The following is a 14,936-nucleotide window of genomic DNA, read 5'->3' on the forward strand; positions in this document are numbered from 1 at the left end:
TTGTTGTCGTCGGAGGGCGTCTTCCCGTGCCGGGGAGACGCCCTCCGTCGTCGTGAGACCGGGTCTGCTCAGGCCAGGTAGGTAAGGGCTTCGGGGATCGAGTCGGCGACCGGCGCGCCGGTGCGTTCGAGCACCTTGCGCGAACTCGTGCCGGTGGCGACCAGCACGACCTGCGCGCCGACGTGCCGGGCGGCTTCGGCGTCGTCGGCCACGTCGCCGATCAGCACGACGTCGCGCGGGACCAGCCGCAAGGCCTCCAGGTGCTCGGCGAGGTGCTCGGCCTTCGAACCGCCGTCACCCGCCGACTTGAGGCCGTCGACCCGGCTGAACAGCTCGCCCAGGCCGAAGCGGGTGACCAGCGGCACCAGCTCGTCGTGGAACCACATCGACAGCAGCGACTGGGTGTGGCGCAGCGCCGCCAGGTGGTCGGGCACGCCGGCGGCCAGCCCGCAGCGGTCCATCAGCGCCCGGTACTCGGCGTGGTAGACGGTGTCGACGCGGGTCCAGTCCTCCGCCGTCAGCGGACGGCCGAACATCCGCTCGTAGCAGTCCTTGACCGGGCGGCTGAACACCTCGCGCCAGTGCTCCAGCGTCACGGCGCCGTGGCCGAAGTCGGCGCAGACCCGGTTGACGGCGGCGAGCACGGCGTCGTTGTCCGCGAACAGGGTGCCGTTCCAGTCCCAGACCACGTGGTCGGCCCTGATCCTCACTCGAACAGGCTACGGCGATAGGTTGGGTGCTCACTTCTGGGGAGGTAGTGGGGGATGGACGCGCGACGAACCACGGTGGTCGCCGAGCCACGCGGGCAGGTGGCGCTGGTGTCGGTCGGGTTCCCGGTGCTCGGCGCGGCCGTGGTGTGGGGCTTGAAGTCGATCGCCGGGTGGGTGGCCGACCTGTCGTGGGCCCCGATGCAGGGTCCGTTCCGGTTGGTGGCGTCCGTGCCGGAGCCGTGGGCGACGATCGGCTCGGTGGCCGTCGGCGCGGTGCTCGGGCTGGTGGTGGCCGGGATCGCCGCGCACGAGCGGTTGGTGGTCGAGGTGTTCAACGAAGGCGTCGAGCTGCTGAAGGGCGGCAGGCACCGCAGCTTCGACCGGACGCTGGTGTCCGGGGTGTTCCTGGACGGCAAGAAGCTCGTGCTGCTCGGCGTGGACACCGGTGAGCTGGCCCGGGAGAACCACGACCTGAAGCCGGAGGCGTTGGCCGAGGCGTTCCAGACGCACGGGTACCAGTGGCTGGACGCCGACCCGTACCGGGAGGACTACCGGCGGTGGGTCGACGGCACGCCGGACCTGCCGCCCGGCGCGAACGCGCTGCTGAAGGTGCGGGCGGAGGCGTTGCGCAAGGGCGACACGGGGGACGCGGACGAGCTGCGGGAGGAGCTGCGCCGGCTTGGCGTCGTCGTGCGCGAGGAGAAGAAGCGCCAGTACTGGCGCCTGCCCCGCGCACTGCCCTGACTCGCGCTGCCTGAAGCGGGCGCGGAGGGTGCTTGGGAGCGCTGACAGGGCGGCGGTGTGAGGCCCCCGGACCAGAAGGCCGCCCGGTCTCAGCCGGGCCGCAGCCGGCCGGCCCGCCCGGCCGAACTCGGCCCGCGCGGATCAGCTCGGTCGCGGTGCGCTCGCTCCCGGCGCGGCCCGGCGCGTGGTGAGGCCGCGGCGGGGGGTTGATCCGAGTCGGTCGGCGGTCAGTACTGGGTCAGGTCGTCCAAGGTCGTGGTGTCCTCGCCCGCCCGGCGCAGTTCCTCGCGGACCACGCGGTAGGCCAGGCCTTCCGCGTAGCCCTTGCGGGCCAGGGCGGCGACCAGGCGGCGGATCTTGGTGGTGTCGTCCAGGCTCGCCATGGTGCGCAGCTTCTTGCGCACCAGCTCGCGCGCCCGGTCCTCCTCGGCCTCGTCGTCCACCGCGGCCACGGCTTCGGCCGCCACCTCGTCGGCCACGCCCTTGCGACGCAGCTCCATCGCCAGGGCCCGGCGGGCCAGGCCCTGGTAGGTGTGCCGCGAGCGGACCCAGACCTCGGCGAACGCGGCGTCGTCGATCAGGCCCGCCCGGTCGAACTTGCCCAGCACCAGCTCGGCCGTCTGCTCGCTGATGTCCTTGCGCAGCAAGGCGTCCTTCAGCTCGACGCGGGTGCGGGCCCGTGCGGCGAGCAGCGCGTAGCAGATGTCCGTCGCCTTGCGCTGCTCCTTCGCCGGGTCGACCGGACGTGCCTCGGTGTCGTCGGCCGAAGGGTCGCGGGACGTCCCGCGACCACGGCCACCTCGTCCTGCCACGCCCGCTTAGAACTCGACGGGCGCCGCGGCGGGCTCCTCGGCGTCGAGGGTGGCGCCGATGCCCAGCTTGTCCTTGATCCGCTTCTCGATCTCGTTGGCCACGTCCGGGTTGTCGCGCAGGAACTTCCGCGCGTTCTCCTTGCCCTGGCCGAGCTGGTCGCCCTCGTAGGTGTACCAGGCGCCCGACTTGCGCAGGATGCCCTGGTCGACGCCCATGTCGATGAGCGAACCCTCACGGCTGATGCCCTGGCCGTAGAGGATGTCGAACTCGGCCTGCTTGAACGGCGGGGCCACCTTGTTCTTCACGATCTTGACCCTGGTGCGGTTGCCGACCGGCTCGCCGCCGTCCTTCAGGGTCTCGATGCGCCGCACGTCCAGCCGCACCGACGCGTAGAACTTCAGCGCCTTGCCACCGGTCGTGGTCTCGGGCGAGCCGAACATCACGCCGATCTTCTCGCGCAGCTGGTTGATGAAGATCGCGGTGGTGTTGGAGTTGCTGAGCGCGCCGGTGATCTTGCGCAGCGCCTGGCTCATCAACCGGGCCTGCAGACCCACGTGGTTGTCGCCCATCTCGCCCTCGATCTCGGCGCGGGGCACCAGGGCCGCCACCGAGTCGATGACCAGGATGTCGAGCGCGCCGGAGCGGACCAGCATGTCCGCGATCTCCAGCGCCTGCTCGCCCGTGTCGGGCTGGGAGACCAGCAGCGCGTCGGTGTCGACGCCCAGCTTCTTCGCGTAGTCCGGGTCGAGCGCGTGCTCGGCGTCGATGAAGGCCGCGATGCCACCGGCGCGCTGGGCGTTGGCCACGGCGTGCAGCGCCACGGTCGTCTTACCGGAGGACTCCGGGCCGTAGATCTCGACCACGCGGCCGCGGGGCAGGCCGCCGATGCCGAGCGCCACGTCGAGCGCGATCGCACCGGTGGGGATCACCTGGAGCGGGGTGCGGACCTCGTCGCCGAGCCGCATGACCGAGCCCTTGCCGAACTGCTTGTCGATCTGGGCCAGGGCCAGTTCGAGGGCCTTGTCCCGGTCGGGTGCCTGGGGTGCCATCTTGGAGTCCACCTCGGAGTGTCTTGGGTTCGCGGTGCGATGTCGGGGCCGACGTTACGGGTGGGGTCCGACATTTTTCGGCGGGGACCAGGTCACCTGCGGGGTGTTGTCACCCGGTCGTGTCGGGGAGTGTAGCCGAACAGGTGTTCGACCACCTGGTCGGCACACCGGGTCACCGCCGCTGTTCCGGCACGTCGAAGGCGTCGCAGACGGCCTGCCAGATCTCCTTGGCCGACAGCCCCGCCTCCAACGCCTGGTCGGGAGTCCGACCGCCGAGGGCGGACAGCACGTGGTCCCGGGCCACCATCTCCGCCCTGACCTGGCCGAACTCGTTGGCCATCAGCTTGCGGAACATCGTGATGCGCATCGGGTCCAGGCTAGCGCGCCACCGTCCGCGCCGGACTGCCGACGGGGGTGGCCGTCGGCCCCGCCCCGGTCAGCGCGGGGGCGGCGGCGACCAGCCCACCGTCGACGACCAGGTCCTGCCCGTTGACGTAGGACGCTTCGCCGGAGGCGAGGAGCACGCCCCCGACGCGCGGCGGGTTGGGACCGGCCGGCAGGTGGAGGTGGGCGCGTTCGAGGTCGGTCAGGCGCAGCGCCCGGCTGACCGCGTCGAGGACCTCCGACGAGACGGTGAGGTCGCGGCCCTGCTCCAGCCACGTGCACCAGGACACGCCGACGTCGGCGGGCGTGAGCCGCGCCCGGCAGGTCCGCGGGAAGTCGCGGAGCTGATCACGCCGGCGCAGTCGCACCGCGGGTGGTTCGCTGGTCATGCGCCACGGTGACAACGCGCCCGGTCGGCACGCCCGGTCAGCGCGCCGCCGTCCAGACCGGGCTGTCGACGTAGTGGTTGTCGAACCGGTCCTGCGAGTCGCGGATCTCCCGGGGGCTCGCCTCGCCGCGCTGCACGCGGTCGAGCAGGCGGTAGTAGTCGAACCGACCCATGCCCGGCGTGAAGACGTACAGGACATCCGCGTCCGCTCCTTCGAGCGCGCCGAACGCGTGCGGCACACGTGGCGGCACGACGAGGAAGTCACCGCGCTCCAAGGTCACCACGTCCTGGTCCAGCAGCACCTGGAGCGTGCCGTCGAGCACGAAGAACAGCTCCGAGGCACGGGTGTGGAAGTGCGGCGGCGCGCCGTCGGCGCCGTCGCGGAAGGTGGACCGGTTGCTGGTCAGGCCGTCGAGGTCGGCGAGGAGGGTGACCACGGCGGCGGGGTCGGCGTCGAGCTTCTCGGCCTGGGCGGCGCGGACGAGCAGTGCGTTCTCCATGACGTCGAGACTCGTCCCCGGAAGAGGCCCGAACAACGACGGCGATCGCATGGAACGATAACCTGGCGGTTATGGAACGACGTGACCTGGAGATCTTCCTGGCGCTCGCGGAGGAGCTGCACTTCAGCCGCACCGCCGAGCGGCTGCACGTCTCCCAGGCGCGGGTCAGCCAGTCCGTCAAGCAGCTGGAACGCCGCGTCGGCGCGCCGCTGTTCGAGCGGACCAGCCGGCGGGTCGCGCTCACCCCCATCGGCCGCCGCCTGCGTGACGACCTCGCGCCGGCCTACCGGCAGATCGTGGACGGCGTGGCGCGCGCGGTGGAGGCCGCACGCGGCACGTCCCTGCTGCGCGTCGGGTTCGAGGCGCCGGCCCTCGCCGACCTCGTCACCGACGTCCTCGACCGGTTCCGCGCCCGCCACCCCGACAGCGAGGTGCGCGTGCGGGAAGCGCCGTTCACCGACCCGTTCTCGCTGCTCAGGGCCGGCGAGGTGGACGTGATGGTGACGTTGTTCCCGGTCGGGGAGCCGGACCTGACGGCCGGCCCGGTCGTCCACGAGGAGCCTCTGGTGCTCGCCGTCTCCGACACGCACCCGTTCACGCGGCAGGAGGCCGTGACCCTGGAGGACCTGGCGCGCGACACGGTCTTCCGCGCCGCCTATTGGCGCGACACGACGCCCAAGGGCGCGCCGGTCAAGCGCGGACGGGACGTCACGACGTTCCAGGAACTGCTCACCGCGATCGCCAACGGCGAGGGCGTCTGCCCGCTGGGCGCGCACGCGGTCGGCTACTTCGCCCGCCCGAAGATCGCGTTCCTGCCCCTGGTGGGCGCACCGAGCCTGGCCTGGGGGCTGGTCTGGCGCACGGCGGGCGAAACGGCCCGCGTGCGCGAGTTCGCGGCGGCGGCGCGCTAACCTCGACCCGTGCTGCTGCTGTTGCAGGAAGACCCCACGGGCATGTCGTCGCCGATCGCCGCGGTCGCGGTGATCGCCGGTCTCGTCGCGGCCATCGTGGTCGGCCTGCGCGCGCTCTGGCACAACCGCAAGCGCTGACTCACCGCACCCGCTGCAACGACGCGAACAGGCACGCCACCAGCAGCGGCAGCGCGGTGAAGCCGACGACCAGGCCCAGCGCGGCGTAGGACCACGCGGTCACCACGATGCCCGCCGTGACGCCGCCGAGCGCGCCGCCGACGTTCATGCACAGGTCCGACAAGCCCTGCGCGGCCGGCCGGTCCACCACCTCCACGGACTCGGTGAGCAGCGCCGATCCCGCCACCACGCCCGCCGACCAGCCGAACGCCAGCAGCGCCAGCCCGGCGGCCAGCTGCGGCGCGTCGTGCGACGGCGCCATGCCCGCGATGCCGGACGCGGCGACCACGAGCGCCGCGCCGATCGCCAGCACGGGCACCCGGCCCAGCCGGTCGGCCATCCACCCGAACAGCGGGCTGGCCGCGTACATCGCGGCGACGTGCAGGCTGATCACCACTCCCACGACGCGCAGCGACGACCCCGCGTGCTCCATGTGCACGGGCGTCATCGACATCAGGCCCACCATCGCGGTGTGGCACAGCGTCACGCCGCCCAGCGCGAGCTTCCCGGCCGCGGGCAGCGACCGCCACACCGCCATCGACCGCTTCGCGCCGACCGAGGGCGCGACGGCCGACTTCGCCAAAGTGAGCGGATCGGGCCGCAGGAACTTCAGGACGACGAGCACCGCCAGGCCGAACAGCACCGCCGACAGCAGGTACGGCCCGGCGCCCACCGGCAGCCCCAGCCGCACCGCCGCCCGCCCCGCCGGGTCGGCCAGGTTCGGCCCGGCCACCGCGCCCAGCGTCGCCGCCCACACCACCAACGCCACCGAACGCGCCCTGCGGTGCGGGTGGGCCAGGTCGGCGCCCGCGTACCGGGCGGCGAGGTTCGCGCTGGACGCCGCGCCGAACAGCACGAGCGCGACCAGCAGCACCTGCCACGAGCCGAGCACGACCGCGCAGGCCGCCACCGCCGCGCCGGCCGCGCCCGCGCCGTAGCCGAGGACCAACGCCGGTCGACGTCCGCTGCGGGCCGCCAACCGGGCCGCGGGCAGCGCGAACGCCGCCGCGCCGAGCACCGCGGCCGTCTGCGCCATCCCGCCGACCGCGTCGGAGTCGGCGAGCACGGCCGCGATCAGCGTGCTGACCGCCAAGCCGATGGTGACGCCCGCCGCGCCGAGGACCTGGGTCACCGCCAGCACCCGCAGGACCCTGCGCTGCACGACGTCGACCACGGTCATGATCTTGAGGGTGTCAGGCGGGGTCGGGCCCTACCAGCCACCGTCCGGGTCTCAGGTGCCCGGTTGGACCGCGGCCTCGAAGAAGTCCGCGACCTGGTCGGCGGTCAGCTCCTCGCCGCCGCTCTTGGTCACGATGCCCAGCAGCGGCAGGTCGTCGGCGGTGAACACGAGCAGCCCGAGCCCGCCGTCCGCCGCGGCCCGGTACTTGCCGGTGAGGCCGTTGCCCGCCCACTGCGCCTCGACCATGTCGGTCTTGAGGGACCGGACGACCGCCTCCGCGCCGTGCTGCGCGCCGACGACCGTCTCGGTGAGCACGTACTGGACCGAGTAGTCGTCCTTCACCGCGCAGCTGACCACGCTGCCCTTGATGCCGTCGACACCGCCCACGCCGGGCGTGCCGCCCGCCTTGCACGTGCTGGTGTCGGGGATCGTGCCCGCGAGCAGCCGCAGGCACTCGGTGAAGCCCTTGTCGTCCTGTTGGGTGTCGTTCTTGCACTCCTGCGCGCTGGGCACGCTCACCCCGTTGAACGCGAAGAACGCACCGACCGCGGCCAGCACGAGCACGAGGGCCGCGCCCGCCGAGATCAGCACGGTCCGGTTGGGCTTCTTCCGCTCCGGCTCGGTCTGCGCGCGGGGCGTGACGGTCGGGAAGTTGAACTGCTGCGGCCCGGTCTGCGGGTAGACCTGGTACGGCCCGCTGACCGCCGGGTTGACCTGGTACGGGCCGCTCGCGTTCGGGTTCACCTGGTACGGGCCGCTGGCGCCGGGGTTGGCCTGGTGGGCGCCGGGGTTGACGGGGTGCGCGCCGCTGACCGCCGGGTTGGTCTGGAAGGCGCCGGACGGCGGGGTCACCGGCTTGGTGACGACCGTGTCGGGCTCCACCGGCCTGGCGGGCTCCTGGGACCGCGGCGTGATGCCGTTCTTGGGCACGTGGTGCGCGCCCAGGGCGACCGAGGTCTCGGGCTGGTCCAGGCTCGTCGGCACGATCCGCACCTGCTCGGCGATCATGGTCGCGACCAGCGGGACGCGGCTGGCGCCACCGACCAGGTAGATGCCCGCGAGCTGGTTGGGCGCCATGCCGGTGGAGCGGATCGTGGACTCCAGCAGCTCCACGCTGCGCATCATGCTCGGCCGGACCAGCGCCTCCAGGTCCGACCGGTTGACCAGCACGTCCTCGAACGGCTCCGGCATCGGCACCTCGGTGTGCGCGTGCCGCGACAGCGACTCCTTGGCCGCGCGCACGTCCTCCTGCAACGTGCGGCGGGCCCGGCGGTCGGCCGTCGACTCCGGGCGCAGCAGCCGCTGCCAGGCCGCCGGGTCGCGGTGCGAGACCTGCCTGCCGACGTGCTCCAGCAGCGCCTGGTCGACGTCCAGGCCGCCCAGGTCCGGCAGGCCGTCCTCGGCGAGCACGGTGAAACCGCTCTGGGTGGCGCCGACGATGGCCACGTCGAACGTGCCCGCGCCGAGGTCGTACACCGCGAGCGCCTGGCCCACCGACAGCGAGGCGTAGTGGGAGGCGGCCGCGACCGGCTCCGGGACCAGCACGATCTCGCCGGTCACGCCCGCGAGGCGGGCCGCGGACAGCAGCACGTTGCGGCGCGTCGGCCCCCACTGCGCGGGGTGCGTGAGGCGGACCTCGTCCAGCGCCTCGCCGCCCAGCTGGCGGGTGGTCTCGTCGAGCACGCGGCGCAGCACGGCGGCCAACGCGTCGGTGACCGGCACCACGTTGTCGCCCAGGAGCAGCACGCCGTCGTCCACCCGGCGCTTGGGGTTGGGCTCGAAGCGGGCCGGGTCGAGGCGGGCGCGGCGCTCGGCGTCACGGCCGACGACCAGCGTGCCGTCCTCTTCGCAGTAGACGGCCGACGGCATGGTGGCCGAGCCGTCCACCTCCACGACCCTGGGCGGCCTGCCGTGCGCGGCGAGCACCGCGACGGTGTTGGAAGTGCCCAGGTCGACGGACAGGACGCGCACGATCCACCCCTTTGATGTGAACGGGGTGATCGTGCCACAACCGGAATTTGTCGGACCCCTGGTTCAGGATGGTGGGGTGGACGTCCTGGACCGCTTCTCCCCCGCCACCCGGCAGTGGTTCGCCGGGGCCTTCGCCGCGCCCACGCCGGCGCAGGCGGGCGCCTGGGAGGCGGCGGCGGCCGGCGAGCACGCGCTGGTCATCGCACCCACGGGGTCCGGCAAGACGCTGGCCGCGTTCCTGTGGGCGCTCGACCGGCTGGCGTCCACGCCGAAGCCCGCCGAGCCGAAGCGGCGGTGCCGGGTGCTGTACGTCTCACCGCTCAAGGCGCTGGCGGTGGACGTGGAGCGCAACCTCAGGGCGCCGCTGGCCGGCATCCGGCAGGCCTCGCACCGGCTGTCGCTGCCCGAGCCGGACGTCACGGTCGGCATGCGCACCGGCGACACGCCGGCGGACGCGCGGCGCGCCTTCGCCCGGACACCGCCGGACGTGCTGGTCACCACGCCGGAGTCGTTGTTCCTGGTGCTCACCTCCGCCGCGCGGGACTCGTTGCGCGGCGTCGAGACGGTGATCGTCGACGAGGTGCACGCGGTGGCGGGCACGAAGCGCGGCGCGCACCTCGCGCTGTCGCTCGAACGGCTGGACGCGCTGCTGGAGCGGCCCGCGCAGCGGATCGGGCTGTCGGCGACGGTCCGGCCGGTCGAGGAGGTCGGCGCGTTCCTCGCGGGCGGCCGGCCGGTGCGGGTCGTGCAGCCGAAGACGGCCAAGACGATCGAGGTCCGGGTCGAGGTGCCGGTCGAGGACATGTCGGTGCTCGGCGAGCCGACCGGCGAGGTGTCGGGCTCGGCGGCGGGCGCGGAGCAGCGGGCGTCGATCTGGCCCTCGGTGGAGCAGCGGATCCTGGAGCTGGTCCGGGAGCACCGGTCGACCATCGTGTTCGCCAACTCCCGCCGGCTGGCCGAACGGCTCACCTCGCGGCTCAACGAGCTGGCCGAGGAGGCCGCGGAGCTGGAGCGGGTGCCCCCGGAGGGCTCCACCGAGGAGTTCACGGAAGAGTCCGGGGGCGAGTCCGGGGGCGAGTTCGCCGCCCACTCGCCGTCCTCGCAGCTGGTGCCCGCCGGGCCGTCGGGCGCCGGGCGGGCCGTCGAGCGGTTCCCGGCCGAGGCGGTCGGGCAGTCCGGCGTCACCACCCAGCGCTCCCCCGTGATCGCCCGCGCCCACCACGGCTCCATGTCGCGCGAGCAGCGGGTGGTGGTCGAGGAGGAGCTGAAGTCGGGGCGGCTGCCGTGCGTGGTCGCCACGTCGTCCCTGGAGCTGGGCATCGACATGGGCGCGGTCGACCTGGTGGTGCAGGTGGAGGCGCCGCCCACGGTGGCGTCCGGGTTGCAGCGCGTCGGCCGGGCCGGGCACCAGGTGGGCGCGGTGTCGCGCGGGGTGATGTTCCCGAAGTTCCGGGGCGACCTGGTGTCGTGCGCGGTGGTGGCGGAGCGGATGCGGGACGGCGCGATCGAGGCCGTGCGGTACCCGCGCAACCCGCTGGACGTGCTGGCGCAGCACGTCGTGGCGATGGTGGCGATGGAGACGTGGACGGTCGAGGCGCTGGCCGGGCTGGTGCGGCGGGCCGCGCCCTTCGCCGCGCTGCCGGAGTCGGCCCTGCAGGCCGTGCTCGACATGCTCGCGGGCCGGTACCCGAGCGAGGAGTTCGGCGAGCTGCGGCCCCGGATCACCTGGGACCGGATCACGGGCGAGCTGCGCGGCCGGCCGGGCGCGCAGCGGCTGGCGGTGACCTCGGGCGGCACCATCCCCGACCGCGGCCTGTTCGCGGTGATGACGCCGCCGTCCGAGCGGGGCCCCGGCTCGCGGGTCGGCGAGCTGGACGAGGAGATGGTCTACGAGTCGCGGGTCGGCGACACGTTCCTGCTGGGCACGTCGTCGTGGCGGGTCGAGGACATCACCCACGACCGGGTGATCGTGGTGCCCGCGCCGGGTCAGCCCGCGCGGATGCCGTTCTGGAAGGGCGACGCGCCGGGCCGTCCGCTGGAGCTGGGGCGGGCGCTGGGGAAGTTCCTGCGCGAGGTGTCCGCCATGGACGACGGGAAAGCCGCGGTGCGGACCGCGTCGGCCGGGCTGGACGCGTGGGCGACGTCGAACCTGCTGGCCTACCTGGGCGAGCAGCGCGAGGCGACCAGGCACGTGCCCAACGACCGGGTGGTGCTGGTCGAGCGGTTCCGCGACGAGCTGGGCGACTGGCGGCTGGTGGTGCACTCGCCGTTCGGGGCGCAGGTCAACGCGCCGTGGGCGTTGGCGATCGCGGCCCGGCTGCGGGAGCGGCGCGGGATCGAGGTGCAGGCGGCGCACTCCGACGACGGGATCGTGATCCGGCTGCCCGACGCGGTCGACCTGGACGGCGCGCAGGTCGTGGCGGGCGCGGAGGACGTGCTGCTCGACCCGGAGGAGGTCGAGCAGGTCGTGGTGGCCGAGGTGGGCGGCTCGGCGCTGTTCGCGGCCCGGTTCCGGGAGTGCGCGGCGCGGTCGCTGCTGCTGCCCCGGCGCGACCCGCGCAAGCGCTCGCCGTTGTGGCAGCAGCGGCAGCGGGCGGCACAGCTGCTGTCGGTGGCGGCGAAGTACGAGAGCTTCCCGGTCGTGCTGGAGGCGATGCGCGAGGTCCTGCAGGACGTGTACGACGTGCCCGGCCTGCGTGAGCTGATGACCGACATCCGGGCCCGGCGGGTGCGCGTGGTCGAGGTGGAGACGCCGTCGCCGTCGCCGTTCGCGCGCAGCCTGCTGTTCGGGTACGTCGGGATGTTCCTGTACGAGGCGGACGCGCCGCTGGCCGAGCGGCGGGCGGCGGCGTTGTCGCTGGACTCGGCGCTGCTGGCGGAGCTGCTGGGCTCGGAGGCGATCCGGGAGCTGCTCGACCCGGAGGTCGTGGCGGAGGTCGAGCGCAACCTCCAGCGCCTGGCGCCCGACCGGCACGCGCGGGACGCGGAAGGCGCGTCCGACCTGCTGCGGTTCCTCGGCGACCTGTCCGAGGCGGAGGCGCTGGAACGGGGTGTGCGGCCGGAGTGGCTGGCTGACCTGGTGGCGCAGCGGCGGGCGATCCGGGTGCGCATCGCGGGCGAGGACCGGGTGATCGGCATCGAGGACGCGGGCCGGGTGCGCGACGCGTTGGGCGTGGCGCTGCCGGTCGGCGTGCCGGAGGTGTTCACCGAACCGGTGGCCGACCCGCTGGGCGACCTGCTGTCGCGTTACGCGCGCACGCACGGCCCGTTCCCGGCGGTGGAGGCGGCGGAGCGGTTCGGGCTCGGCGTGGCCGTGGTGACCGGGGTGCTGGAGCGGATGGCGGCCACCGGGCGGCTGGTGCGCGGCGAGCTCAGGCCGCTGTCCGCGGGACACCCGCGACCCGGGGCGGGAACCCACACCGAGTACTGCGACGCCGAGGTGCTGCGGCGGTTGCGGCGGGCGTCGCTGGCCCGGCTGCGGGCCGAGGTCGAGCCGGTGGAGCCCGCGGCGCTGGGCCGGTTCCTGCCGGGCTGGCACGGGGTGGGCCGGCGGCTGCGGTCCGCGCCGACCGTGGACGACGTGTACTCGGTGGTCGAGCAGCTGGCGGGCGCGCCGCTGCCCGCGAGCGCGGTGGAGTCGCTGGTGCTGCCCGCGCGGCTGCCCGGTTACCGCCCCGCGCTGCTGGACGAGCTGACCGCGTCCGGCGAGGTGACGTGGACCGGGTGCGGTTCGCTGGCCGGCGGCGACGGCTGGATCGCGCTGGCGCCCGCGGACGTGGCCGACCTGCTGCTGCCGGACCTGGTGCCGGAGGCGATGCCGGACTCGTCGCTGCACACCGCCGTGGTGGAGGCGTTGGGTGGCGGCGCGCTGTTCTTCCGGCAGGTGGTCGACCGGGTGTCGTTGCAGGGCCCGACGACGGACGGCGAGGTCGTCGGCGCGCTGTGGGACCTGGTGTGGGCGGGCGTGGTCACGAACGACACGCTGGCGCCGCTGCGGGCGCTGGTCGCGGGCGGCGGCACGGCCCACAAACCCCGGCGGGCCGCGCCGCGTGGCCGGTACGCGCGGATGCGGGCCGGGAGACCCGACCTGCCCAGCCGCACCGGGCCGCCGACGGTGGCGGGCCGGTGGTCGCTGGCCGTGGTGCCCGTGACGGACACGACGCGGCGTGCGCACGCGCGGGCCGAGGCGTTCCTGGAACGGCACGGCGTGCTGACCCGGGGCGCGCTGGACACCGAGCGGGTGACCGGCGGGTTCAGCGCCGTGTACCGGGTGCTGCGCGCCATGGAGGAGTCCGGGCAGGTCGTGCGCGGGTACGTGGTCGAAGGGCTCGGCGCGGCGCAGTTCGCGGCCCGTGGCGCGGTGGACCGGCTGCGCGCGTCGTCGAGATCACCGGGTCAGGAGCACGTGGGCACGCCGGACGCCCTCGTGCTGGCGGCGGCCGACCCGGCGCAGCCCTACGGCGCCGCGCTGGCGTGGCCGGACCTGTCCGGCGAGGGCAAGCACCGGCCGGGCCGCAAGTCCGGGGCGCTGGTCGTGCTGGTCGACGGGCTGGCCACGCTCTACGTGGAACGAGGCGGCCGTTCGCTGCTGTCGTTCACCGAGGACGAAGAACCTCTGCGAGCAGCGGCCCAAGCCCTGAGCCGAGCCGTGCGCGACGGCTGGCTGGGACAACTGGCCGTGCAGCGCGCCGACGGCGAAGTGGCCCTGGGTTCCCGCCTGGCGGGCATCCTCCAAGACGCGGGCTTCCGCGCCACCCCGAAAGGCCTGCGGCTGCGGGCATGACACGGAATCCACGAGGCGGAGGGCCGCGAATCAGGAGATCACCCGATAGAGCAAGCCGACCTGGAAACTTTCACCACACCATTGACGTTGCCGGGATACAAGGAGGCGGCGACGCACGGCGGACCGGTCCCACCCCGACCACCTCACGCGACCTGATCTCAGCGAACGACGCCCAACCCCAGCGACAGGCACCCAGCGACAGGCACCCAGCGACAAGCACTCAGCGACGCGACAGGCACCAGCGCGAACACGCACGGGCACCCAGCGCGAACCCAGCGCCCTCAGCTGACGCGGCCCAGCGCGCACACGCTCAGCGGACGCCCACACGCTCAGCGGAACAGGGCGCTGTAGGCGTTGAGCGCGGGCTGGCCGCCCAGGTGGGCGTACAGGACGTTCGAGTCGCGCGGGATCTCACCGGCGGAGACCAGTTCCACCAGGCCGGCCAGGGACTTGCCCTCGTACACCGGGTCGGTGATCATGCCTTCCAGCCGGGCGCCCAGCTTCATGGCGTCCAGAGTGGACTCGCCCGGCACGCCGTAGATGCCTTCGTGGAACCGGTCGTCGAGGATGACGTCCTCGTCGGTCACCTTCACGCCGAGCAGCTCCGCCGTGTTCTTGGCGATGCGCGTGATCTGCGCACGGGTGTCGCACGGCTCGGCGGAGGCGTCGACGCCGATCACCCTCCGGCCGCTGCCCGCGAACCCGGCGACCATGCCGGCCTGCGTGCTGCCGGTCACCGAGCACACGACGATCGTGTCGAACCGCACGCCCAGCTCGGCCTCCTGCTGCTCGACCTCGGCCGCCCACCCGGCGAACCCGAGCCCGCCCAGCGGGTGGTCCGACGCGCCCGCGGGGATGGCGTACGGCTTGCCGCCGGCCGCGCGCACGTCCTCGATCGCCTGCTCCCAAGCGGGTTTCACGCCGATGCCGAAACCGGCCTCGACCAGTCGCACCTCGGCGCCCATCAGCCGGCTGAGCAGGATGTTGCCGACCCGGTCGTACACCGCGTCCGGCCAGTCGACCCAGCTCTCCTGCACCAGCACGCACTTCAGCCCGGCCCGCGCCGCCGCCGCGGCCACCTGGCGGGTGTGGTTGGACTGCACGCCGCCGATGGACACCAGCGTGTCGCAGCCCGTCGCCAACGCCTCCGCCACCAGGTACTCCAGCTTGCGGGTCTTGTTGCCGCCGTAGGCCAACCCGGAGTTGCAGTCCTCGCGCTTGGCCCACACCTTCGCGCCGCCGAGGTGCCTGGTCAGCCGCTCCAGCGGGTGCACCGGGGACGGGCCGAAGGTCAGCGGGTAACGCTCGAAATCGCCCAGCGCCATG

General features: G+C 73.7%; 13 protein-coding genes. 4 read left to right on the plus strand and 9 right to left on the minus strand.

From position 1 onward, the window contains the following. Positions 1–68: 68 nt before the first annotated feature. Entirely contained in the window at positions 69–710 is a 642-nt protein-coding gene (locus EDD40_RS14650; protein ID WP_123743399.1) for an HAD family hydrolase, read from the minus strand. A gap of 54 nt (positions 711–764) precedes the next feature. On the opposite strand from EDD40_RS14650, the gene EDD40_RS14655 reads away from it, so the two are divergent. Further along, entirely contained in the window at positions 765–1,454 is a 690-nt protein-coding gene (locus tag EDD40_RS14655; RefSeq protein WP_123743400.1) for a YqeB family protein, read from the plus strand. A 227-nt stretch (positions 1,455–1,681) separates the two neighbouring features. On the opposite strand, the gene EDD40_RS14660 is transcribed toward EDD40_RS14655, so the two are convergent. The 5 genes from EDD40_RS14660 to EDD40_RS14680 form a co-directional block, all read right to left on the minus strand. Then, complete coding sequence (locus EDD40_RS14660; protein WP_236595120.1) at positions 1,682–2,158, minus strand: regulatory protein RecX; 477 nt, start codon at positions 2,156–2,158, stop codon at positions 1,682–1,684. A 114-nt stretch (positions 2,159–2,272) separates the two neighbouring features. Beyond that, positions 2,273–3,316, minus strand: a complete 1,044-nt coding sequence (gene recA, locus EDD40_RS14665; RefSeq protein ID WP_123743402.1) for a recombinase RecA — start codon at positions 3,314–3,316, stop codon at positions 2,273–2,275. A gap of 172 nt (positions 3,317–3,488) precedes the next feature. Then, complete coding sequence (locus EDD40_RS14670) at positions 3,489–3,683, minus strand: DUF3046 domain-containing protein (protein ID WP_123743403.1); 195 nt, start codon at positions 3,681–3,683, stop codon at positions 3,489–3,491. A gap of 10 nt (positions 3,684–3,693) precedes the next feature. Next, the gene (locus tag EDD40_RS42635; protein ID WP_211348175.1) at positions 3,694–4,089 is read right to left on the minus strand and encodes a hypothetical protein; all 396 of its coding nucleotides are present in this window, start codon (positions 4,087–4,089) and stop codon (positions 3,694–3,696) included. 37 nt (positions 4,090–4,126) lie between these two features. Beyond that, entirely contained in the window at positions 4,127–4,588 is a 462-nt protein-coding gene (locus tag EDD40_RS14680; RefSeq protein ID WP_123743404.1) for a cupin domain-containing protein, read from the minus strand. A 71-nt stretch (positions 4,589–4,659) separates the two neighbouring features. Here EDD40_RS14680 and EDD40_RS14685 point away from each other — a divergent pair, with 71 nt between their 5' ends. Further along, a complete protein-coding gene (locus tag EDD40_RS14685) occupies positions 4,660–5,499 on the plus strand; it encodes a LysR family transcriptional regulator (protein ID WP_123743405.1) in 840 nt (279 codons plus the stop codon). A gap of 9 nt (positions 5,500–5,508) precedes the next feature. Then, positions 5,509–5,637: a hypothetical protein gene (locus tag EDD40_RS44380; RefSeq protein ID WP_268957680.1), complete on the plus strand. Its 129-nt coding sequence runs from the start codon at positions 5,509–5,511 to the stop codon at positions 5,635–5,637. A gap of 1 nt (position 5,638) precedes the next feature. On the opposite strand, the gene EDD40_RS14690 is transcribed toward EDD40_RS44380, so the two are convergent. After that, entirely contained in the window at positions 5,639–6,856 is a 1,218-nt protein-coding gene (locus tag EDD40_RS14690; protein WP_123743406.1) for an MFS transporter, read from the minus strand. Positions 6,857–6,907: 51 nt separating this feature from the next. Continuing rightward, positions 6,908–8,827: an Hsp70 family protein gene (locus EDD40_RS14695; protein WP_123743407.1), complete on the minus strand. Its 1,920-nt coding sequence runs from the start codon at positions 8,825–8,827 to the stop codon at positions 6,908–6,910. 76 nt (positions 8,828–8,903) lie between these two features. Between EDD40_RS14695 and EDD40_RS14700 the strand changes: the two genes are divergently transcribed. Further along, on the plus strand, positions 8,904–13,610 hold the full coding sequence (locus tag EDD40_RS14700; RefSeq protein WP_170185081.1) for an ATP-dependent helicase: 4,707 nt from the start codon (positions 8,904–8,906) through the stop codon (positions 13,608–13,610). A 329-nt stretch (positions 13,611–13,939) separates the two neighbouring features. Here EDD40_RS14700 and EDD40_RS14705 read toward each other — a convergent pair whose 3' ends face one another. After that, entirely contained in the window at positions 13,940–14,935 is a 996-nt protein-coding gene (locus tag EDD40_RS14705) for a 1-aminocyclopropane-1-carboxylate deaminase (protein ID WP_123743408.1), read from the minus strand. Between the last annotated feature and the right edge of the window lies 1 nt (position 14,936).

The sequence above is a fragment of the Saccharothrix texasensis genome (assembly GCF_003752005.1).
GTDB classification, from domain to species: Bacteria; Actinomycetota; Actinomycetes; order Mycobacteriales; family Pseudonocardiaceae; genus Actinosynnema; species Actinosynnema texasense.

What these genes read in the sequence shown, in the direction of transcription:
- EDD40_RS14655 (WP_123743400.1), top strand. Translation starts at nt 765, where the DNA reads ATGGACGCGCGACGAACCACGGTGGTCGCCGAGCCACGCGGGCAGGTG.
- recA (WP_123743402.1), bottom strand. Translation starts at nt 3,316, where the DNA reads ATGGCACCCCAGGCACCCGACCGGGACAAGGCCCTCGAACTGGCCCTG.
- EDD40_RS14670 (WP_123743403.1), bottom strand. Translation starts at nt 3,683, where the DNA reads ATGCGCATCACGATGTTCCGCAAGCTGATGGCCAACGAGTTCGGCCAG.
- EDD40_RS42635 (WP_211348175.1), bottom strand. Translation starts at nt 4,089, where the DNA reads ATGACCAGCGAACCACCCGCGGTGCGACTGCGCCGGCGTGATCAGCTC.
- EDD40_RS14680 (WP_123743404.1), bottom strand. Translation starts at nt 4,588, where the DNA reads ATGGAGAACGCACTGCTCGTCCGCGCCGCCCAGGCCGAGAAGCTCGAC.
- EDD40_RS14685 (WP_123743405.1), top strand. Translation starts at nt 4,660, where the DNA reads ATGGAACGACGTGACCTGGAGATCTTCCTGGCGCTCGCGGAGGAGCTG.
- EDD40_RS14690 (WP_123743406.1), bottom strand. Translation starts at nt 6,856, where the DNA reads ATGACCGTGGTCGACGTCGTGCAGCGCAGGGTCCTGCGGGTGCTGGCG.
- EDD40_RS14705 (WP_123743408.1), bottom strand. Translation starts at nt 14,935, where the DNA reads ATGGCGCTGGGCGATTTCGAGCGTTACCCGCTGACCTTCGGCCCGTCC.